This is a genomic window from Aeromonas enteropelogenes (assembly GCF_020097295.1).
GTDB lineage: Bacteria > Pseudomonadota > Gammaproteobacteria > Enterobacterales > Aeromonadaceae > Aeromonas > Aeromonas enteropelogenes.
Genome location: NZ_CP083625.1, coordinates 1510001 through 1531647, shown reverse-complemented (window position 1 = coordinate 1531647; position 21647 = coordinate 1510001). Strand labels below are relative to the sequence as shown.

The following is a 21647-nucleotide window of genomic DNA, read 5'->3' as shown; positions in this document are numbered from 1 at the left end:
AGCAAACGGGCGCCACATTCAGCTATTGCGCGGGATGAACGACAGCTCAGATGCCGTACTGGGCGCGATAGGCTTTCATGGCAGTCAGTTGCGTAGCCAGTTCCGGCTGCTCTGCCTGCTTCTCTTCCAGATAGGCGATGAGATCGCTCATCTGGATGATGGCGATGATGTGGGCACCGTAGTCACGCTCCACCTCCTGAATGGCGGAGAGCTCGCCCTTGCCCTTCTCCTGGCGGTCCAGCGCGATCAGCACGCCAGCCAGGGAAGCGCCGTTGGCCTGGATCAGGTCCATGGATTCGCGAATGGCGGTACCGGCGGTGATGACGTCATCCACCAGCATGATGCGCCCCTTGAGCGGGCTGCCCACCAGGTTGCCGCCCTCGCCGTGATCCTTGGCCTCCTTGCGGTTGAAGCACCAGGGCACGTCCACGTCGTGCTGCTCCACCAGTTGCACCGCAGTGGCGGAGGCGATGGGGATCCCCTTGTAGGCCGGGCCAAACAGTACATCGAACTCGATGCCCGCATCCATCAGGGCGGCGGCGTAGAAGCGGCCGAGGCGGGCCAGATCGCGGCCACTGTTGAACAGGCCTGCGTTGAAGAAGTAGGGGCTCTTGCGACCGGATTTCAGGGTAAATTCACCGAATTTGAGGACCTGCTTCTCCAGGGCGAACTCGATAAATTGACGCTGGTAGGCTTTCATTCTGGCTCCTTGCTTGGCTTGCGTATGTGGGGGTAAGTCTCGGGTATAAAAAACGCGGCCAATGCCGCGTTTTTCAAAACAGAAATCAGGAGAGCGACTGCTTCTGCAGCGCGATAATCTCTTCGATGCCGCCCTTGGCGAGCGCCAGCATGGCCAGCAACTCCTCATGGGTGAATGGCTCGGCCTCCGCGGTGCCCTGCACCTCGATGATGCGACCGTCTTCGGTCATCACCACGTTCATGTCGGTCTCGGCGGCGGAGTCTTCCACGTACTCCAGATCGCAGATGGCTTCGCCCTGGAACATGCCGACGGAGACGGCGGCGATCATCTGCTTGAGCGGGCTCTGTTTGATCAGACCCTTCTCCAGCATCCAGTTCAGGGCATCCACCAGGGCGACGCAGGCCCCTGTGATGGCCGCGGTACGGGTGCCGCCATCGGCCTGCAGCACGTCGCAGTCCACGGTGATGGTGTGCTCACCGAGCGCGGTCAGATCCACGGCGGCGCGCAGGGAGCGGGCGATCAGACGGGAGATCTCCAGGGTGCGGCCACTCTGCTTGCCGGAGGCTGCCTCGCGGTTCATCCGGGAATGGGTGGAGCGCGGCAGCATACCGTACTCGGCGGTCACCCAGCCCTGGCCCTTGCCCTTCAGGAAGCGCGGCACGCTGGTGTCGACGCTGGCGGTGCAAAGCACGCGGGTATTACCGAACTCCACCAGCACCGAGCCTTCCGCATGCTTGGTGAAATGACGGGTGATGGTAACCGGGCGAACTTGCGCGGCGGTGCGATCGCTGGGACGTGGCATGGGACGGACCTCTGGGCTGGCTGAATTGGCGCAGGAGTATAAGTGATCCTGCCCCAAATATCAGCCGCTAAAACCAAGGCAGCGGCTGACGGCACCAGCCTGGCTGGGTATACTGCCCCCACACTTCATCAAGCCCGGAACAATCAATGATTCACAGCATGACCGCCTACGCCCGCAAGGAATTCAAGGGCGACTGGGGCACAGCCGTTTGGGAAATTCGTTCGGTCAACCAGCGCTATCTGGAAACCTACATTCGCCTGCCGGAACAACTGCGCAGCCTGGAGCCGGTACTGCGTGAGCGTTTCCGCGCCAAACTGCAGCGTGGCAAGGTGGAGTGCAACCTGCGTTTCGAGGCCGCTCAGGCCGCCGCCAGCCAGCTTCATATCAATGAAGAGCTGGCCAGGCTCATCATCGACAGCGCCAGCTGGGTAATGAAAGAAGCAGGCCAGGGCCAGCTCAACCCGGTCGACGTACTGCGCTGGCCGGGCGTGATGGCCGCCGCCGAGCAGGACATGGATGCGGTCGCCACCGAACTGATGGGCGGTTTCGACCTGACCCTGGACGACTTCCTCGCCTCCCGCGCCAGTGAAGGGGCCAACCTCAAGGCGCTGATCGAGCAGCGTCTGGCTGGCATCCAGGTGGAAGTGACCAAGGTGCGCGCCCACCTGCCGCAGATCATCGAGTGGCAGCGCCAGAAGCTCACCGACCGTCTGGCCGAAGCCAAAGTCGAGCTGGATCCGACCCGCATCGAGCAGGAGATCGTGCTGCTGGCCCAGAAGATCGACGTGGCCGAAGAGCTGGATCGTCTGGAGATGCACATCAGCGAGACCAACAAGATCATGAAGAAGGGTGGCGCCTGTGGCCGTCGTCTCGACTTCATGATGCAGGAGTTCAACCGCGAATCGAACACCCTCGGCTCCAAGTCCATCAACGCCGAAGTGACCCAGTCCGCCGTCGAGCTGAAGGTCCTCATCGAGCAGATGCGCGAGCAGATCCAGAACATCGAGTGATGCCTCGCAAGGCGAGCCTGTCGCCGCAGTAACCGATTGAAAGAGCCCTTGAATTTCAAGGGCTTTTTATTTGTCCGGCCAGCGCAGCCCAGGAACAAGCTCCTGGAGCACTCCTCTAGCCTATCGGCCGGGTCAGGGCCGGTTGCTGGGGGGCTCCGAGCCGCTCGGCGAGATAGTCCACCAGCAGCCGCACCTTGGGCGAGAGGTGGCGGTTGTGGGGATAGAGGGCCCAGATCCCCTCCGCCAGCGCCCGCAGCTCGGGCAGCAGCTCGATAAGCTCGCCGCTGGCCAGATGGTCACTGACGTAGTAGTCCGGCAGCTGAATGATGCCGATCCCCTTGAGCGCCGCATCGAGCAGGGCGTGCCCGCTGTTGCACTGCAGCAGGCCGTGCACCCGCACACTGTGGGAACGGCCATCCAGAGTGAAGTACCACTCGTCGCTGTTGCCCACCAGACAGGTGTGACGGGCAAGCTCCGAGAGACTGTTGGGCATGCCGTGGCGGGCGGTGTAGGCCGGCGAGGCACAGACATAGGGCACCCGCTGCGCCAGCTTGCGCGCCACCAGGCTGGAGTCCTTGAGGTGGCCGAGCCGCAGTGCCAGATCGTAACCCTCGTGCACCAGGTCCAGCAGCTGGTTGGTGAGGTTGAGGGTCACCTCCAGCTGGGGGTAGCGCACCATGAAGTCGTTCACCAGGGGGGCGACCCGGCTCTCGCCGTAGGAGACGGGGGCCGTGATGCGCAGGGTGCCCTGCGGCACCGCCTGATGGCGCCCCACCGCCAGCTCCGCCTCGTAGAGGTTGTCCAGCAGTTGGCGACAGTGGCGATAGTAGATCTCGCCGAGCTCGGTGAGCCGCACCTGACGGGTGGTGCGCAGCAGCAGCTTGGCCTGCAGACGATCCTCCAGCTGCGCCACCTGCCGGCTCACCTGCGCCACCGACACCCCCAGCTTGCGCGCCGCCGGGGTAAAGCCCCCCTGCTCCGCCACGCTGACAAATTCACAGATCCCTTCCCAGCCGAACATTATTACCTATGTGTAAAAGTGATTTGAGATTTCGCCTTATTATCACCAAATCGGCGGGAAACTACACTGGATGTCCGAACCCAATTCCGTTCACCCTGCTCAACCATAAGGACATCCGTCATGGCACAGGTTCAAAGCATCAAGTGTAAGGCCGCCATCGCCTGGGGCCCGGGCCAGCCCCTCTCCATCGAAGAAGTCGAGGTCATGCCGCCCCAGGCTGGCGAGGTACGGGTGCGCATTGTCGCTACCGGCGTCTGCCACACCGACGCCTTCACCCTCTCAGGTGAAGATCCGGAAGGAGTCTTCCCCTGCATCCTGGGTCACGAGGGGGGCGGTATCGTCGAGTCGGTCGGCGAGGGCGTCACCAGCGTCAAGGTGGGGGATCACGTGATCCCGCTCTACACCCCGGAGTGCGGCGAGTGCAAATTCTGCAAATCCGGCAAGACCAATCTGTGCCAGAAGATCCGCGCCACCCAGGGCAAGGGGCTGATGCCGGACGGCACCACCCGCTTCTCCAAGGACGGCCAGCCCATCTACCACTACATGGGCACCTCCACCTTCAGCGAATACACTGTGCTGCCCGAGATCTCCATCGCCAAGGTGGACCCGGCCGCCCCGCTGGAAGAGGTCTGCCTGCTCGGTTGCGGCGTCACCACCGGCATCGGCGCCGTGATGAACACCGCCAAGGTCAAGGAAGGTGAGAGCGTGGCCATCTTCGGGCTGGGCGGCATCGGCCTCTCCGCCGTGATCGGCGCTCGCCTGGCCAAGGCCGGCCGCATCATCGCCATCGACATCAACGAGAGCAAGTTCGAACTGGCCCGCAAGCTGGGCGCCACCGACTGCATCAACCCGAACGACTATGACAAGCCCATCCAGGAGGTGATCGTCGAGCTCACCGACGGCGGCGTCGACTTCTCGTTCGAGTGCATCGGCAACGTCAAGGTGATGCGCGCGGCGCTGGAGTGCTGCCACAAAGGCTGGGGCGAATCGGTCATCATCGGCGTGGCCGGTGCCGGCCAGGAGATCAGCACCCGTCCGTTCCAGCTGGTCACCGGCCGGGTCTGGCGCGGCAGCGCCTTCGGCGGCGTGCGCGGTCGCAGCGAGCTGCCGAGCTACGTGCAGCGCTACATGCAGGGTGAATTCAAGCTGGACGACTTCATCACCCACACCATGCCGCTTGAGCAGATCAACGAGGCGTTCGATCTGATGCACGAAGGCAAGAGCATCCGCACCGTCATCCACTACTGAGCATGATCACCCCGCCCGCCACTGCGGGCGGGGTGCAGGAGTTCCTCGATGAATCTGGACATTATCAGCAGCAACAAGAGCTTCGATGGCTGGCACAAACGCTACCGCCACAGCTCCACCGTGCTCGGCTGCGACATGCAGTTTGCCATCTACCTGCCACCCCAGGCCCTCACCGGCCAGAAGGTGCCCGTGCTCTACTGGCTCTCCGGCCTCACCTGCACCGATGAAAACTTTATGCAGAAGGCAGGCGCCCAGCGCATCGCCGCCGAGCTCGGCATCGCCCTGGTGGCGCCGGACACCAGTCCTCGCGGCGAAGGGGTAGCGGACGATCCCGGTTATGACCTTGGCATGGGTGCCGGTTTCTACGTCAACGCCAGCCAGACCCCCTGGCGCGATCACTACCAGATGTACGACTACGTCACCCGCGAGCTGCCCGAGCTCATCGAGACCCACTTCCCGGTCTCGACGAAACGCGCCATCAGCGGCCACTCCATGGGGGGCCACGGGGCGCTTATCGCCGCCCTGCGCGAGCCTGGCCGCTACCGCTCTGTATCGGCCTTCAGCCCCATCAGTCATCCGAGCCGCTGCCCCTGGGGCCAGAAGGCACTCGGCGCCTACCTCGGCAACAACCCCCTGCTGTGGCAGGAGTGGGATACCTGCCTGCTGCTGCGCAATGAGCCGGTCAAGCCACTGCCGACCCGGGTCGATGTCGGGCTGGACGATCCCTTCCTGGCCGAGCAGCTGCATATCGATGCCCTGGCCGATGCCGCCGCCGGCAAGGGGTGGCCGCTGGAGCTCAACCGCCACCCCGGCTACGACCACAGCTACTACTTCGTGGCGAGCTTTATCGAGGCGCACCTGCGCTTCCATGCCCGCCATCTGGATGAGCCGGCCCAGGAGTGACGACTCGCCATTAGACACATACCCGGTGGCCGCCGTGATTCGGCGGCCCTGATATACAAGGAACGAGAAACAAGGATGCCTCTCTTCACTACCCTGCTAGCCATGCCGGATCAATTTGAGCAACTGCTGGCACAAGTTCCAGCCGACCATCTGGACTGGGAGCCGGTCAACTGGGCTGGCATCCCCTCCGAGCGCTTCAGCGCCCGGGGCCACCTCTGCCACCTGCTGGACATCGAAACCCTGGGCTATCAGGTGCGCTTTCGCCGCACTTTGGAGGAGAGCCTGCCCGAGCTGGCCTCCCTCGATGGCTATCAACTGGCACAGGACAACCAGTACTGGCAGCAGGATCCCGCCGTGCAACTGGCACGCTTTCGCGCCGCCCGCCGCGAGACGGTCGACTGGCTTAAGGCCCTGCCCTCCCCGGCCTGGCGGCGGCGCGCCCGCTATGGCGGTTATGGCGAGGTAACCCTGGATGGCCTGGTACGCCTGCTCGTCAGCCACGACCACCAGCATCTCGCCGGCATGCAGTGGCTATTGATGCGGCTGAACGCGGATCTGCGTCTCGCAATCCCGCTCGCCTGAGGCTGCAGACCCCGACAGCCCGACATGACAAAAGGCCCCTGCGGGGCCTTTTGTCATCTGTCATCACGCCGGGCAACTGCCCTGCCGACTCACGGCGCCGGAACGCGCGAGGCTGACGACCCGTGCAAGTTTTTGGTTGCTGCGCCGGTCTGTTGAGCCAATAGTGATACTTTGTGCCCACAGAGCTCGCCAGCGCGGTAATGGATTTACCACCGCCTTGTCAGTCTTCACTGCCAACAAGGAGTCAAAGCGTGACCCAAGCCAGCCCCCTGTTTTCCACCGATGTCGGTCTGCCCGCGCCAACCCGTACTCCGCTGCTGACCGGCAGCGATCTCGAGCACAAGCGCCGCGAGCTGCTCGCCTACTTCTGTCAGACCTTCGATCTCTACGACTCGCTGTTCGACTGCCTGGCCGACGAGCGCGCCTGGTTCAACAAGGCGATCCCTCTGCGCCACCCGCTCATCTTCTACTACGGCCACACCGCCGCCTTCTTCATCAACAAGCTGCTGGCGGCCCGTCTCATCGAGAGCAGGCTCGACGCCCGCATCGAGGCCATAGTCGCCATCGGGGTGGACGAGATGAGCTGGGACGATCTCGACGAGACCCACTACGACTGGCCTGCTATCGGCGAGCTGCGCACCTATCGCGCCCGCGTGCGGGCCCTGGTGGTCGACTTTATCGAGAAGATGCCGCTCGAACTGCCCATCGACTGGCAGAGCCCGGCCTGGGTCATCCTGATGGGGATAGAACACGAGCGCATCCACCTCGAGACCTCCAGCGTGCTGATCCGCCAGCTGCCGCTAGCCTGGGTGCGCAGCCAGCCCCAGTGGCCGGTCTGCGCCGAGGCGCGCCATCGCCGTAACGAGGTGCCCGCCAACAGCCTGCTGCCGGTGGCCGGCGGCCGGGTGCGGCTCGGCAAACAGGACGCCACCTACGGCTGGGACAACGAATATGGCGAGCGCCACATCGAGCTGGCCCCCTTCCAGGCCAGCCGCATGCTGGTGAGCAACGCCGAATATTTCGACTTCGTGCAGGCGGGGGGTTATGACACGCAAAGCTGGTGGGATGAGGAGGGTTGGGGCTGGCGCCAGTATGCCAGGGCCCGGATGCCCACCTTCTGGGTCGGCGACCCGGCCAACCCCGGCCAACTGCAGCTGCGGCTGATGGCGGAACAGGTCGCCATGCCCTGGGACTGGCCGGTGGAGGTCAACCAGCTGGAGGCCGCCGCCTTCTGCCGCTGGAAAGCGGATCAGACCGGGCTGCCCATCCAGCTGCCGAGCGAGGCGGAGTGGATGCTGCTGCGTGAGCGGGTGCCTGGGGATCAGCCGGACTGGATCGAGGCGCCCGGCAACATCAATCTCGCCCGCTTCGCCTCCTCCTGCCCAGTGGATGCTTGCCCCCAGGGCAACTTCTTCGATCTGGTGGGCAACGTCTGGCAGTGGACCGGCACCGCCATCGACGGCTTCGAGGGGTTCAAGGTGCACCCCCTCTACGACGACTTCTCCACCCCCACCTTCGATGGCAAGCACACCCTGATCAAGGGCGGCAGCTGGATTAGCACCGGCAACGAGGCACTCAAGTCATCCCGCTACGCCTTTCGTCGCCACTTCTTCCAGCATGCGGGCTTCCGCTATCTGGTCTCCCGTTATCAGGAACCCGTCATCGTGAACCCTTACGAAACCGACACCCTCGTCGCGCAATACCTCGACTTCCAGTACGGGCCGACCCGTTTCGGGGTAGCCAACTACGCCAAGACTCTGGCCGATCTGGCCAGTGAACTGTGCAGCAACCACCAGCGAGCGCTCGACATCGGCTGCGCCACCGGCCGTGCCAGCTTCGAACTGGCACGCCACTTCGCACACGTGGACGGGGTGGACTACTCGGCCCGCTTCATCGACGTAGCGCTGGCGCTGGCCAGCCAGGACAGCTTCCGCTACGCCATGCCGGTGGAAGGGGATCTGGTGGAGTATTGCGAAGCGCGGCTCTCAAGCCACGATCTGGGCCGCGAGCAGGTGGAACGTATCCACTTCAGCCAGGGGGATGCCTGCAACCTCAAGCCCAAATATGACCACTACGATCTGGTGCTCGCCTCCAACCTCATCGACCGGCTGCGGGAACCCGCCCGTTTCCTGCGGGATATTGCTCCCAGGCTGCGCAGCGGCGGCCTGCTGGTGCTCACCAGTCCCTATACCTGGCTGACGGAGTATACCCCCAAGGCCAACTGGCTCGGCGGCATCCGCGAAAACGGCGAGGCGCTCACCACCTATCAGGCGCTGCAGCGGCTGCTGGCGGCGGAGTTCGAGGAGCATATTCCGCCGCGGGAGGTGCCCTTCGTCATCCGCGAGACCGCCCGCAAGCACCAGCACACGGTGGCCCAGCTCACCGTGTGGCGCAAACGCTGACGCGGCAGCAAACGAAAAGGGAGGCCAACTGGCCTCCCTCTCTTTTGTGCTGCCCGGACGGCTTATCCCGCCTGATGTGAGACCCGGGACTCGGCGCCCTGCTCCTGGTAGCGGCGGGCCAGCACGGCACAGACCATCAGCTGGATCTGGTGGAAGATCATCAGCGGCAGCACCATGATCCCGACGCTGGCGGCCGGGAACATGACGTTGGCCATGGGTACCCCGTTGGCCAGGCTCTTCTTGGAGCCGCAGAAGACGATGGTGATCTCATCCGCCTTGTTGAAGCCGAGGCGGCGGCTGATCCAGACGTTCCAGCCCAGCACCAGCGCCAACAGCACACAGCTCAGCAACACTATGCTGGCCAGATCGTACCAGCCTACTTGATGCCAAATCCCCTGTACCACCGCCTCACTGAAGGCGACGTAGACCACCAGCAGGATGGAGCTCTGATCCAGCTTGCCGATGAGCGGCCTGTGGCTGTCGACCCAGCGACCGATGATCGGGCGCGACAGGTGGCCCACCACGAACGGCAGCATCAGCTGCACCATGATGGCCTGGATCGAGTGCCAGGTGTCGATCCCCTCCCCCTGCACCTTGATCATCAGCCCCACCAGCACGGGGGAGAGGAAGATGCCGAGGATGCTGGAGGCCGAGGCGCTGCACACCGCCGCTGCCACATTGCCCCCCGCCATGGAGGTGAAGGCGATGGCCGATTGCACGGTGGCGGGCAGGGCGCAAAGGTAAAGGAAGCCGAGGTAGATGGCCGGACTCAGCCAGTGGGGCACCAGCGGCGTGAGCAGCAGTCCCAGCAGCGGGAACAGCAGGAAGGTGCTGAGCATCACCACCAGGTGCAGCCGCCAGTGACCGAGGCCCGCCAGCAGATTCTGGCGCGACAGCTTGGCGCCATGCATGAAGAAGAGCAACGCCACCGCCAGCTTGGTCAGCCAGCCAAACCAGACGGCCACCGGCCCCTCGCAGGGGAAGAAGGAGGCCAGGGCGACCACCAGGATCAGCACCGAGGTAAAGGGATCCAGACGCACGAACCGTCTCCGGCAAAGAGGCAGACCGTCACCATGGGGTGAGCGGGCGCCAGGGTGGCAAAAAACACAGCAGGAGGTGTTTGACACCTCCTGCTGCAACGAGTCCCCAGCTTACCCCGATCACCTACCGGCGCAAAGCCGCACCGTGACTGGCCTTGTCAGGGGTTATCCCCTCGCACGGGCATGGTTCAAGGCTGGCGGGCCAGATTGACGCCGTCAGCGGACTTGCCGGCCGCCAGTTTGCTTGCCTGGCGCTTCTCGAAGCGGGAGATCCACCAGTAGGCCAGCGCCGAGAAGACAGCCGTCATGAAGACGTTGATAAAGAAAGCGCGCACCAGATCCACCCCGGTCGGGAAGGCGGAGGCACTCATGCTCACCACGAAGATGGCGATCAGCACCGACACCACCCCCATGCCGAACTTGCGCGATCCCATGCGGAACTCACGGGGAGTGTCGTCATGTTTCCAGCGGAACACGAAGTAGGCCACCATGATGAAAATCGGCGGCAGCATGGCGGTACCGGCGGTGAGATTGATGGCGGTGTTCATCATCTGCTGCACCGACTCTGAACCGAAACCGTTGACCACCAGCATCGCGAATACGAAGACGAACTGCCACCAGGCGGCGCGCACCGGCACCCCGTGCTGGTTGAGCTCGGTGGTCTTCTCGCCGTAAACCCCCTGCGGGATCTCGGAAAAGTGGATCTTCACCGGCGCCGAGGTCCACATCATCATGGAGCCGAACATGGCGATGAACAGCACCACGCCGACGAAGCGACCCACCAGCGCCTCGGAGAGCCCGAAGTATTGGGCCATGCCGGTGAAGATCTCCACCATGCCGCCGGCATAGGTGAGGCTCTCGCGCGCCACGAACACGTTCACCAAAAGGGAACCGAGGGCATACATGGCACCGATCACGATACCTGCGCTGATGATCACCTTGATGAAAGACTTCTGGCCGCCCTTCACGTCATTGAGGTAGGCCGCCGCCGTCTCGGCGCCACCGGCCGCCTGGAAGATCCAGCACATGATACCGAGGGTTGCCCAGTTGACGGTGGGGGTCATCGCCTCCAGGGTGATGGGCTGGGCCGGCACATGGTCACCGCCGAGCGCCATCAGGGCCCCCAGCACATAGATGGCGAACAGGGCAAACACGCCGTAGGCTACCAGCTCGGCAATCTTGCCGAGCCAGCTCGCCCCCTTGGTGGAGATATGGGTCGCCGCTGCGAACAGGGCGATGGAGATGATCGAAGTGACCATAGGTGAGAAGTTGTACTCATACCCCAGCATGGCGTAGGAGGCGTAGGCGATGACGTTGGGCAACAGGGAGACGAACCAGAACAGGTTCACGAACCAGTAGAGAAACGAGCCCAGATAGGCCATCCGGGTGCCGAGCGGCTTTTTCAACCAGTCATACATCCCCGACTCGGAGTTTTTGTTGGCCGAGACGAACTCGGCGATGATGAAAACAAACGGGATGAAGTAGACGAGGGTCGCCAGCAGGAAGATGGGGGCGGAACTCAACCCCAACTCGATGTTGTTGTTGACGATGTTGCGCACGTTGAACACGGCGGCAAAGGTCATCGACAACAGGGCAAACTTGCCTATGGTACCGCGTACGGATTCAGACATGATGTCCTCCAATGGAATCGCGCCTCCTCTGTGAGGCGCTGATGACTCTGAATGTGTTCGGCAAGGGTCTGTCGGCCCCGCCCTTTACTCTCTTGTTATGGTCAAACTGGCCGTCTGTGGCGGCCTTGCGGCAAGCCGGCGCGCAGTGGTCGCGCCGGCGCCGTCAATCACTCATACAATCGGGGTACCCGGCGCCATCGGCACCCGGGGCTGCAGCAGCACGCTCTGGCTCTCGTCCGGGGTCTCGGCGCAGAGCAGCATGCACTCGGAGCGCTCTCCGCGCATCTTTGTGGGTTTGAGATTGGTCAGCACCACCACCTGGCTGCCCAGCAGCTCAGCTTCGCTGTAGTAGGGCACCAGGCTGGTGACGGTCTGCAGGGGGCGCTCGCCACCCACATCGATCTGGACGATATAGAGCTTGTCGGCGCCTGGGTGGCGCACCACCTCCAGCACCTTGCCCACCTTCATCTCGACTCGCTTGAATTCGGCAAACTCGATCACCTCGCTCATTGTGTTCTTCCTTTTCTTGTTGGGTTTAACGGGGTACGGGTGGCCATCGGCCACCCGCTTTGCTTGTGTTGGCCCCTCGGGCCTGTCTGTTCAGGGATGCGGCTCATGACGCCTGGAGCGACACCTGCGCGGCCGGCTGGGCCTCTTTGGCGCGCGCTTCATCGCTCAGGGAGGCTTCGTATTTGTTGTATTTCCACCAGGCGAAGCCGAGGAAAATCACAATCCCGCCCACGTTGTAGAAGATGATGGTCATGATGTCGGCGCCGGTCGGGAAGGTGGAGGCCAGGAAGCCCACCGCAAAGATGGCGATCAGCACCGAGACCACGGCGATCCCCGTATTGCGTGAGCCCATCTTGAAGTCCCGCGGCAAGTGATCCAGCTTCAGGCGCAGATTCAGGTAGGCCAGCATGATGAACAGGGGCGGCAGCATGGAGGCGGCTGCGGTCATGTTGATCACGGTATTCATCAGATCTTGCGCGGTGTTGGAGCCCAGGGTCGGCACCACCATCAACGGCAGCACGATCAGGTACTGGATCCAGGCCGCACGAGCCGGCACGCCGTTCTCATTCAGCTCGACCGTCTTCTTGCCGAAGATGCCGGCCGGGATCTCGGAGAAGAAGATCTTCACCGGAGTCGCAGTCCACATCAGCAGGGAGCCGAACATGGCGGTGAAGGAGACCAGACCCACGAAACGGTTCACCAGGATTTCAGGCAGACCGAAGTAGGAGGCCAGCCCCTCGAACACCTGCACCGAGCCGCCGGTGTATTTCAGGGTATCGCTCGGGACAAACACGTTGATCAGCAGGGAGGCGATGGAGTAGAGCACGCCGATGAAGATGCCAGCGACGATGATCACCTTCACAAAGGATTTGGAGCCGCCCTTGACGTCGTTGACGTAGACCGCCACCGACTCGGCACCACCGGCCGCCATAAAGATCCAGGTGGTAATACCCAGGAAGGCCCAGCTGAAATCGGGAACCATGGCTTCCACCGTGATGGGGTCGGCCGGCTGCACGCCGCCGATCAGGGCCGCGCCTGCCAGCAGAATGTAGGAGAGAGTCAGCAGCAGCATCAGGGACGAGGTCACCGAGGTGATGGGGCCCAGCATCTTGGCGCCGTTGGTAGAGACATAGGTGGCAAAGGCGAACAGGATCATGCTCAGGCCCGTGGTGGCCAGCGGAGTGAGGATGTACTCGTAACCCAGGAAGGCGTAAGAGGCGTAGGCGATGACCCGCGGCAGCAAGGATGTGAAGAAGAAGAGGTTCACGAACCAGTAGGTGTAGGCGGAGATGAAGGCCCAGCGACCGCCAAGGGAACTCTTCACCCAAGCATAAACCCCCGCTTCGGAGTTCTTATTCAGTGACACAAATTCCGCAATGATCAGGCAAAACGGAATGAAGTAAAAAATGGTGGCCAGAAAAAACATCGGGGCTGACGCCAGACCGATCTCGATGTTGTTGTTGATGACGTTGTTGAAACTGAATACCGCCGCAAAGGTGAGCGACAGCAAACCGAACTTGCCTATCGTATTCCGTTTGGAATCAGACATGGTGCATCTCCAGACCTGTAGTAGTTGTCTGCGAAAGGGCGGGGCCTGAGCTGTAGGGTGAGCCCCGCGCCTTCCGGCTTTTTATCAGTACAAAATCAGCGGCTTGTTATTTGTTTTTGAAGTAGCCGCCTTCGACGGTGACCTTGATGATCACCTTGCGTACCGGGCCGTCGCCTGCGAACCGGTAAGCCTCATCGTTCTCGAAGATCACCACCTGGCCATTGCCCACCTGCTGGCGCTCGCGCACCTCGCCGGCCAGCCACTCGCGGTCTGTGGTGTCGTCGTAAGCCTGTTCGACCCGCAGCTCATTCTTGGCAGCCCACTCCACCGTTTCCTCCCCTTCCAGGTAGTAGTGGACGTCGAAGTAACGACGTTGCCCCTCGAACAATGAGGTGGCCGGGCTGGCCCCTTCCTGCAAGCGATAGGTGAGGGAGTCACCGATGGAGTGGCAGATCCCCGGCTTGAGGTTGCCAACGTTGTTGATGGCCTCCACGCAGCGGCCCCACTTCTTGCCCTCCCGGTAGATGTTTTTGAACAGGGTCAGGTTGTCCAGGGTGATCATGCGAGGTTCCTCCCGCCGTTGATGGTGAGATCGAGCCCGGCCAGCGCAGCCGGATTGAGGTTGCCACGGGCGATGGGCAGCAGGGTCAGGCCGAAGCTGAACGGCTCGAAGCGTACCCGCCAGGAGTCCAGCACCTCGGAGCCCCAGGAGTTGGAGCCAAGCCCCAGCACCTTGTGATCCAGATTGAGGGTGAGATAGCCACTCGGTTCCAGCTCGTTGATGTGCTGCGCCGCGTGGATATGCTCCCAGCTGTAGGGCCAGACGCTCAGGTTGATGGGGGCATCGGGCCGCACGTAGAGACCGGCACCGTGACGGTTGGTCAGGGTTGCCCAGCGCACCTGCTGACGGTTGCCGTTGTCCTGCGGGAAGGGGTAGTGCTCCCACATCTCGCCCACCGTGCTCTGGAAGCAGTCGATCCAGTTGCTCTGGCGGCTGTCCAGATAGTTCTCGCCCGGGCCCATGCCGTAGTAGTGCACCCGGTCGAGATCCTGACGAATACCCAGCTCGAAACCGATCTTGGGAATGATGTCGTCATAACCACCATAGGGCTGGCCGGAAAGGGCCACGTGCAGCTGGCCGTTCGGGCTCAGGGTGTAGACGTAGCGACAACGCATGCCGAAGTCGAACACCGGCGGCGCGATCAGGCTCTCCACCGTCACCTCCACCGCCTCACCGAACTGGCGCCAGCTCAGAGTACGGAAGTGCTCCTGCATGATCTGTAGGTGGTTCGGGTGCCATAGGCTCTCGTACTCCTGCTTGTGGTTGTCGATCATCGGCTTGAAGAAGGTGAGGCGAGGCGCCCGTTCAATCAGTTCGATGCCGTCTTGCTGCCAGCTCACCAGCTTGCCGTCGAGGCGTGAGAAACGCAGGGCGAAGCCGCTGCCGCTCAGGGTCAGCGCGAGCCGCTCGTCGGCAATCTGCAGCGCAGTGGCGTTGGGATTGGCAAAGGGCTGCAGCTGGCGAGTCGACTCTTTGAGCTGGAACTGGTACTGGCCCAGCTCGTGCTCCGCCGCGCTGTAACGGGTGGCGGTGGCCTTGATGACCCGCAGCTGGACGAAGGTTTCCCGCTCGTCGAGGGTCGGCAGTGCCAGTTGCAACTCTGTGGTGGCGCCGGGGGCAATACCTTCCACCCGCAGCTGCTGGCTCGCCAGCAGTTCGCCTTCCGCCTTCACCTCGACCAGCAGGCGGATGTCGTCCAGGTTGGAGAACCAGTAGCGGTTTTCCAGCTCAAGCTTGCCGCTCGCCAGATCCAGGGCGCGCACCTTGACCGGGCAGAGCACCTGCTTGTATTCGCGCAGGCCCGGCCCCGGGGTCTGATCCGGGTAGATGAGGCCATCCATGCAGAAGTTGTAGTTGTTGGGATAGTCGCCGTAGTCGCCGCCGTACTTGTAGACGGGGCGTCCCTGCTCGTCCTGATCCAGGATGCCGTGATCGCACCACTCCCAGATGTAGTGGCCCTGGATATGGGGATGGCGGTCGAACACCTGTTGATATTCGGTGAGACCCCCCGGGCCGTTGCCCATGGCATGGGCGTATTCACAGAGGATGCGCGGCTTGGTCATCGGGAACTCGCCAAAGCAGTTCATCTGGGAGACGCGGGAGTACATGGTGCTCACCACGTCCACCACCTCGGCGTCGCGATCCTCTTCGTAGTGCACCAGACGGGTCGGGTCGATCGCCTTGCAGCGCTGGTACATGGCCCTGATGTTGCAGCCGTAGCCGGACTCGTTGCCCAACGACCAGATGATGATGGAGGGGTGGTTCTTCTGGGCGTGAACGTGGCGTTCGATACGATCCACGAACACCGGCTCCCAGAAAGGATCGTCGGTGATGCGGCTGAGGTCGCCGACATTGGCAAAGCCGTGGGTCTCCACGTCAGTCTCCGCCATCACGAACAGACCGTACTGGTCGCACAGCTCGTAGAAGCGCGGGTCGTTCGGGTAGTGGGCGGTGCGCACCGAGTTGAGGTTGTGCTGCTTCATCAGCACGATGTCGCGCTCCACCCGGTCCATGCCGACGGCGCGGCTCTTGAGATGGTCGTTGTCGTGACGGTTCACCCCGTGCAGCTTGAGATAGCGGCCGTTGACGTAGAAGAGGCCGTCCTTGACCTTGATCTCGCGCACCCCGACCCGCTGCGGGATCACCTCCAGCAGCTCCCCCTGAGCGTTGTAGAGGGAGAGCATCAACTGATAGAGGTAGGGATCCTCGGCGCTCCACAGATGGGGGTTGGCCAGATCCAGCGTGAAGCGGCAATCACACTTGCCGTCGATGGCGAGATGGTCGAGTGAGCCGCTGGCGATCTCGCTGCCCTGATCCAGCAGTGACCAGACCAGACGGTGATCCTTGGCCGACTCGCCCAGGTTTTCGAGCTGGATATCACAGCTCAGGGTGGCGCTCTGGTTGTCATCCGCCAGCGCGGTCTGAATGAAGAAGTCCTGCACATGGACCGCCGGTTTGCCCACCAGGTAGACGTCGCGGAAGATCCCCGCCATCCACCACATGTCCTGATCTTCAATGTAAGTGGAGTCGGCCCACTGCATTACCCGCACCGAGAGCAGGTTCTCGCCGGTTTTGGCATAGGCGCTGATGTCGAATTCGGCGGTGAGGCGGCTCCCCTTGCTGAAGCCAACGTAGTGGCCGTTTACATAGACTTCGAAGTAAGTCTCCACCCCGTCAAACTTGATGATCACCTGCTCGCCGTCCCAGGCCTGGCTCAGCACGAAGCTGCGCTGATAGGCGCCGGTGGGGTTGTTGGTCGGCACGAAGGGCACATCGATGGGGAAGGGAAAACCCTCGTCGGTGTACTGCAGCTGGCCATGCCCTTCCATCTGCCACATGTTGGGCACAGTGATCTGGCCCCAATCGCTCATGGGGCTGTGATAGAAGGCCTCCGGCACCTGCAGGGGATGGTCGAAATAGTGGAACTGCCACTGGCCGCTCAAGGAGAGGAAGCGGCGGCTCAGCTCGCGCTGCATGGTGGCCGCCAGCCCGTGGTCGGCATAAGAGAAGAAGTAGGCGCGCGGGGCCAGCCTGTTTTCACCAACGAAGTGGACGTTTTCCCAGTTATTCACATGTCCTCCCGGAACAAGACAACATAGACTGGGTAAACTTTAGATAAACATTTACTAAATATCAGTTTGAGATCGGTAAAGTTTTAACCTGATCACACAGAAGAGTCTGTTTTGTGAGCGAGATCAGATGTGACGGAGAAAGGATGAACCAGTCCATCCGAATGGCATGGATGTTGATATGAAAATCAAGGTAATGGACTATATCTCTATAAAACAAAGAGATATGAATCATCCTTAAATGGAGAAAGATCTGAAGGGATCGATGTTGTCGCGCCATAAGGGTATGACGCGACTAAAACAAAAATGTATTTTACTAAAATTAGCGTGTTGTACCACGCAGGGTCAACCGGCTCGGCACCAACACCCGCAATGGAATATCCCGCTCGTCACGCAGCCGCTCAACCAGCAGGTTGACCCCCTGGGAACCCATCAGCTCGGAGTGAATGCGCACCGTGGAGAGGGGTGGGAAGGTGAACTTGGCGGTCGGGATATCGTTGACGCTGATAAGCTCGATCTGCTGGGGAATGGCCAACCCCTTCTCGTGAATGGCCCGCAACACGCCGATGGCAATGGAGTCGGAGGCCACGAACAGCGCCTTGGGCCAATCCCCGGCCAGCATCTCCTTCGCCAGCCGATAGCCGGAGGCACTGGAGAAATCCCCACGATGGAGATCGCCCTCTTGCACGACCCCCAACCGCTGACCGTAATCGAGAAAGGCGAGCTCGCGCAGATCCGGGCTATCGTCCTGGCCCCCGATATAGCCGATGCGCTTGTGCCCCTGCGCGATGAAGTAGTCGACGACCTGCTGGCTGATCAGGGCCAGATCCACGTCGACCGAGTCAAACTCCCCCTGGGAGCGACAATCGATGAAGACCAGTTGGCTTGAGCACTGCTGCAACTGGGCCAGACGCTCGGGAGTGAGACTTCCCACTACAAGGATGCCATCCACAGCGGTCAGATCGCGTCCTTCAGCACAGTTGTAGAGATGAGTCAGCTCGATGTTGAGGCGCGCGCTCTGGGTTTCGATGCCGTAGCGTATGGCCAGATAATAGGGGTCGTTGACTTCTGTACTCTGGGGATAGGCATAGACCACCAGGAAGTACAGCTTGCTCTTGTGGACGCCCTTGCGGGCGCTGCTGGTCTTGTACTCCAGCCGCTCGGCAATCTCGAAGATCCGCTGCTTGGTCTCTTCCTTGACGCTCAGGCTGGGATCCTCGTTCAATACCCGGGATACCGTAGCGAGAGAGACTCCCGCCTCCTGTGCAATTTCCTTCAACGTGGCCATCAATACCTCTCTGGCAGCATCAGCTGTTAATCGACAACGGCTAAAGAGTAACGAGCAATTCCTTGATAGCCCAGCATTTTTACTAAAATGTTGGTGGCGGATTGTGATTTTTGCGAACCGGAAATGCAAAAAGGCCTCCCGAATGGGAGGCCTCTTCTGAATAGGTGCCTGACAGTGTCCTACTCTCGCATGGCGAATGCCACACTACCATCGGCGCTACCGCGTTTCACTTCTGAGTTCGGCATGGGATCAGGTGGTTCCACGGCGCTATTGCCGTCAGGCAAAAGCTTTTAAAACTAACTTGAAAATGGTGCTGATACCCAGAATCGAACTGGGGACCTCATCCTTACCAAGGATGCGCTCTACCGACTGAGCCATATCAGCACACTAACCGGTAAAGACCACGCTCACCGCGTAATCTAAAATTGGGTGCCTGGCAGTGTCCTACTCTCGCATGGCGAATGCCACACTACCATCGGCGCTACCGCGTTTCACTTCTGAGTTCGGCATGGGATCAGGTGGTTCCACGGCGCTATGGCCGCCAGGCAAAATCTTCAATCCAGAAAGCTGACGTGAATAACGATTTGCCTGTTGGCTTCGCTATCACTGAATTTGAGTAGTTCATTCTATTTGCTACAAGCCTTAGAACACTTCTTGGGTGTTGTATGGTTAAGCCTCACGGGTAATTAGTACGGGTTAGCTCAATGCATCGCTGCACTTACACACCCCGCCTATCAACGTTGTGGTCTCCAACGGCCCTTCAGGACCCTCAAGGGGTCAGGGATGACTCATCTCAGGGCTCGCTTCCCGCTTAGATGCTTTCAGCGGTTATCGATTCCGAACTTAGCTACCGGGCAGTGCCACTGGCGTGACAACCCGAACACCAGAGGTTCGTTCACTCCGGTCCTCTCGTACTAGGAGCAACTCCCTTCAATCATCCAACGCCCACGGCAGATAGGGACCGAACTGTCTCACGACGTTCTGAACCCAGCTCGCGTACCACTTTAAATGGCGAACAGCCATACCCTTGGGACCGACTTCAGCCCCAGGATGTGATGAGCCGACATCGAGGTGCCAAACACCGCCGTCGATATGAACTCTTGGGCGGTATCAGCCTGTTATCCCCGGAGTACCTTTTATCCGTTGAGCGATGGCCCTTCCATTCAGAACCACCGGATCACTATGACCTACTTTCGTACCTGCTCGACCTGTCCGTCTCGCAGTTAAGCTGGCTTATGCCATTGCACTAACCTCCTGATGTCCGACCAGGATTAGCCAACCTTCGTGCTCCTCCGTTACTCTTTGGGAGGAGACCGCCCCAGTCAAACTACCCACCAGGCACTGTCCGCGACCCCGATTCAGGGGCCTGCGTTAGAACATCAAACATACAAGGGTGGTATTTCAAGGACGGCTCCAGCGCAACTGGCGTCACGCCTTCAAAGCCTCCCACCTATCCTACACATGTAGGTTCAATGTTCAGTGCCAAGCTGTAGTAAAGGTTCACGGGGTCTTTCCGTCTAGCCGCGGGTACACCGCATCTTCACGGCGAATTCGATTTCACTGAGTCTCGGGTGGAGACAGCATGGCCATGGTTACACCATTCGTGCAGGTCGGAACTTACCCGACAAGGAATTTCGCTACCTTAGGACCGTTATAGTTACGGCCGCCGTTTACCGGGGCTTCGATCAAGAGCTTCGCTTGCGCTAACCCCATCAATTAACCTTCCGGCACCGGGCAGGTGTCACACCCTATACGTCCACTTTCGTGTTTGCAGAGTGCTGTGTTTTTGATAAACAGTCCCAGCCATCTGGTCACTGCGACTCCCGTCAGCTCCATCCGCAAGGGACTTCACCAACAAGAGCGTACCTTCTCCCGAAGTTACGGTACTATTTTGCCTAGTTCCTTCACCCGAGTTCTCTCAAGCGCCTTGGTATTCTCTACCCGACCACCTGTGTCGGTTTGGGGTACGATAACTTGTAATCTGAAGCTTAGAGGCTTTTCCTGGAAGCAGGGCATCAATGGCTTCCACACCGTAGTGTGTTCGTCTCGTGTCTCAGCGTTGCACCTCCGGATTTACCTAAAGGTACCGCCTACGCACTTTCACCAGGACAACCGTCGCCTGGCCCACCTAGCCTTCTCCGTCCCCCCATCGCAATTACAAGTCGTGCAGGAATATTAACCTGCTTCCCATCGACTACGCCTTTCGGCCTCGCCTTAGGGGTCGACTCACCCTGCCCCGATTAACGTTGGACAGGAACCCTTGGTCTTCCGGCGAGGAGGCTTTTCACCCCCTTTATCGTTACTTACGTCAGCATTCGCACTTCTGATATCTCCAGCATGCCTCTCGACACACCTTCGCAGACTTACAGAACGCTCCCCTACCACTTGCACTAAGTGCAAATCCGCGGCTTCGGTGCCTGGTTTGAGCCCCGTTACATCTTCCGCGCAGGCCGACTCGACTAGTGAGCTATTACGCTTTCTTTAAATGATGGCTGCTTCTAAGCCAACATCCTAGCTGTCTGAGCCTTCCCACATCGTTTCCCACTTAACCAGAACTTTGGGACCTTAGCCGGCGGTCTGGGTTGTTTCCCTCTTCACGACGGACGTTAGCACCCGCCGTGTGTCTCCCGGATAGTACTTACTGGTATTCGGAGTTTGCATGGGGTTGGTAAGTCGGGATGACCCCCTAGCCCAAACAGTGCTCTACCCCCAGTAGTATTCGTCCGAGGCGCTACCTAAATAGCTTTCGGGGAGAACCAGCTATCTCCGAGTTTGATTGGCCTTTCACCCCCAGCCACAGGTCATCCCCTAACTTTGCAACGTTAGTGGGTTCGGTCCTCCAGTTGATGTTACTCAACCTTCAACCTGCCCATGGCTAGATCACCCGGTTTCGGGTCTACACCTTGCAACTAGACGCCCAGTTAAGACTCGGTTTCCCTACGGCTCCCCTATACGGTTAACCTCGCTACAAAATGTAAGTCGCTGACCCATTATACAAAAGGTACGCAGTCACCCCGAAGGGCTCCCACTGCTTGTACGTACACGGTTTCAGGTTCTATTTCACTCCCCTCACAGGGGTTCTTTTCGCCTTTCCCTCACGGTACTGGTTCACTATCGGTCAGTCAGGAGTATTTAGCCTTGGAGGATGGTCCCCCCATATTCAGACAGGATGTCACGTGTCCCGCCCTACTCGATTTCACATCAAGGTTGTTTTCGTGTACGGGGCTATCACCCTGTATCGCCGGCCTTTCCAGGACCGTTCCACTAACTTCCAAGATGCTTAAGGGCTAATCCCCGTTCGCTCGCCGCTACTGAGGGAATCTCGGTTGAT

The 21647-nt window shown here is 60.7% G+C and carries 15 protein-coding genes, 1 tRNA gene and 3 rRNA genes (1 of these 19 cut by a window edge); 5 read left to right on the top strand and 14 right to left on the bottom strand.

Translation table 11 applies throughout. The annotated features are described in order from the left end of the window. Positions 1-46: 46 nt before the first annotated feature. Positions 47-700, bottom strand: coding sequence for an orotate phosphoribosyltransferase (pyrE, locus tag LA321_RS07195; RefSeq protein ID WP_042072597.1), 654 nt, complete (start codon positions 698-700; stop codon positions 47-49). Positions 701-785: 85 nt separating this feature from the next. After that, positions 786-1502 carry a ribonuclease PH gene (gene rph, locus LA321_RS07190; protein ID WP_042072598.1) on the bottom strand — a complete coding sequence of 239 codons (717 nt, stop codon included), beginning with the start codon at positions 1500-1502 and terminating at the stop codon, positions 786-788. A 146-nt stretch (positions 1503-1648) separates the two neighbouring features. Between rph and LA321_RS07185 the strand changes: the two genes are divergently transcribed. Beyond that, positions 1649-2512, top strand: a complete 864-nt coding sequence (locus LA321_RS07185) for a YicC/YloC family endoribonuclease (RefSeq protein ID WP_042072599.1) — start codon at positions 1649-1651, stop codon at positions 2510-2512. A 115-nt stretch (positions 2513-2627) separates the two neighbouring features. Here LA321_RS07185 and LA321_RS07180 read toward each other — a convergent pair whose 3' ends face one another. Further along, a complete protein-coding gene (locus tag LA321_RS07180) occupies positions 2628-3533 on the bottom strand; it encodes a LysR substrate-binding domain-containing protein (protein ID WP_042072600.1) in 906 nt (301 codons plus the stop codon). A 120-nt stretch (positions 3534-3653) separates the two neighbouring features. On the opposite strand from LA321_RS07180, the gene LA321_RS07175 reads away from it, so the two are divergent. From LA321_RS07175 to ovoA, 4 genes are all read left to right on the top strand, one after another. Beyond that, positions 3654-4781, top strand: a complete 1128-nt coding sequence (locus LA321_RS07175; RefSeq protein ID WP_042072602.1) for an S-(hydroxymethyl)glutathione dehydrogenase/class III alcohol dehydrogenase — start codon at positions 3654-3656, stop codon at positions 4779-4781. Between the two features lie 48 nt (positions 4782-4829). Next, positions 4830-5684 carry an S-formylglutathione hydrolase gene (gene fghA, locus LA321_RS07170; RefSeq protein ID WP_042072604.1) on the top strand — a complete coding sequence of 285 codons (855 nt, stop codon included), beginning with the start codon at positions 4830-4832 and terminating at the stop codon, positions 5682-5684. A gap of 75 nt (positions 5685-5759) precedes the next feature. Then, positions 5760-6266, top strand: coding sequence for a DinB family protein (locus LA321_RS07165; protein WP_042072606.1), 507 nt, complete (start codon positions 5760-5762; stop codon positions 6264-6266). A gap of 251 nt (positions 6267-6517) precedes the next feature. Continuing rightward, positions 6518-8668, top strand: a complete 2151-nt coding sequence (gene ovoA, locus LA321_RS07160) for a 5-histidylcysteine sulfoxide synthase (protein ID WP_042072607.1) — start codon at positions 6518-6520, stop codon at positions 8666-8668. A gap of 62 nt (positions 8669-8730) precedes the next feature. Here ovoA and LA321_RS07155 read toward each other — a convergent pair whose 3' ends face one another. The 11 genes from LA321_RS07155 to LA321_RS07105 form a co-directional block, all read right to left on the bottom strand. Then, complete coding sequence (locus tag LA321_RS07155; protein WP_042072609.1) at positions 8731-9708, bottom strand: bile acid:sodium symporter family protein; 978 nt, start codon at positions 9706-9708, stop codon at positions 8731-8733. A gap of 188 nt (positions 9709-9896) precedes the next feature. Next, positions 9897-11339 carry an amino acid permease gene (locus tag LA321_RS07150; RefSeq protein WP_042072631.1) on the bottom strand — a complete coding sequence of 481 codons (1443 nt, stop codon included), beginning with the start codon at positions 11337-11339 and terminating at the stop codon, positions 9897-9899. A gap of 171 nt (positions 11340-11510) precedes the next feature. After that, on the bottom strand, positions 11511-11849 hold the full coding sequence (locus LA321_RS07145; RefSeq protein ID WP_042072611.1) for a tRNA-binding protein: 339 nt from the start codon (positions 11847-11849) through the stop codon (positions 11511-11513). 103 nt (positions 11850-11952) lie between these two features. After that, the gene (locus tag LA321_RS07140) at positions 11953-13398 is read right to left on the bottom strand and encodes an amino acid permease (protein WP_042072612.1); all 1446 of its coding nucleotides are present in this window, start codon (positions 13396-13398) and stop codon (positions 11953-11955) included. Positions 13399-13504: 106 nt separating this feature from the next. After that, positions 13505-13960 carry a beta-galactosidase subunit beta gene (locus LA321_RS07135; RefSeq protein WP_042072614.1) on the bottom strand — a complete coding sequence of 152 codons (456 nt, stop codon included), beginning with the start codon at positions 13958-13960 and terminating at the stop codon, positions 13505-13507. After that, a complete protein-coding gene (gene ebgA / locus LA321_RS07130) occupies positions 13957-17031 on the bottom strand; it encodes a beta-galactosidase subunit alpha (RefSeq protein ID WP_042072616.1) in 3075 nt (1024 codons plus the stop codon). The genes LA321_RS07135 and ebgA overlap by 4 nt, the downstream gene beginning before the upstream one ends. A 319-nt stretch (positions 17032-17350) precedes the next feature. Beyond that, a complete protein-coding gene (gene ebgR, locus LA321_RS07125; RefSeq protein ID WP_042072618.1) occupies positions 17351-18316 on the bottom strand; it encodes a transcriptional regulator EbgR in 966 nt (321 codons plus the stop codon). 166 nt (positions 18317-18482) lie between these two features. After that, positions 18483-18597, bottom strand: a 5S ribosomal RNA gene (gene rrf / locus LA321_RS07120). A gap of 27 nt (positions 18598-18624) precedes the next feature. Beyond that, positions 18625-18700 (bottom strand) — tRNA-Thr (locus LA321_RS07115). A gap of 47 nt (positions 18701-18747) precedes the next feature. Further along, a 5S ribosomal RNA gene (rrf, locus tag LA321_RS07110) occupies positions 18748-18862 on the bottom strand. A gap of 119 nt (positions 18863-18981) precedes the next feature. Then, positions 18982-21647, bottom strand: a 23S ribosomal RNA gene (locus tag LA321_RS07105); it runs 223 nt beyond the window's last position.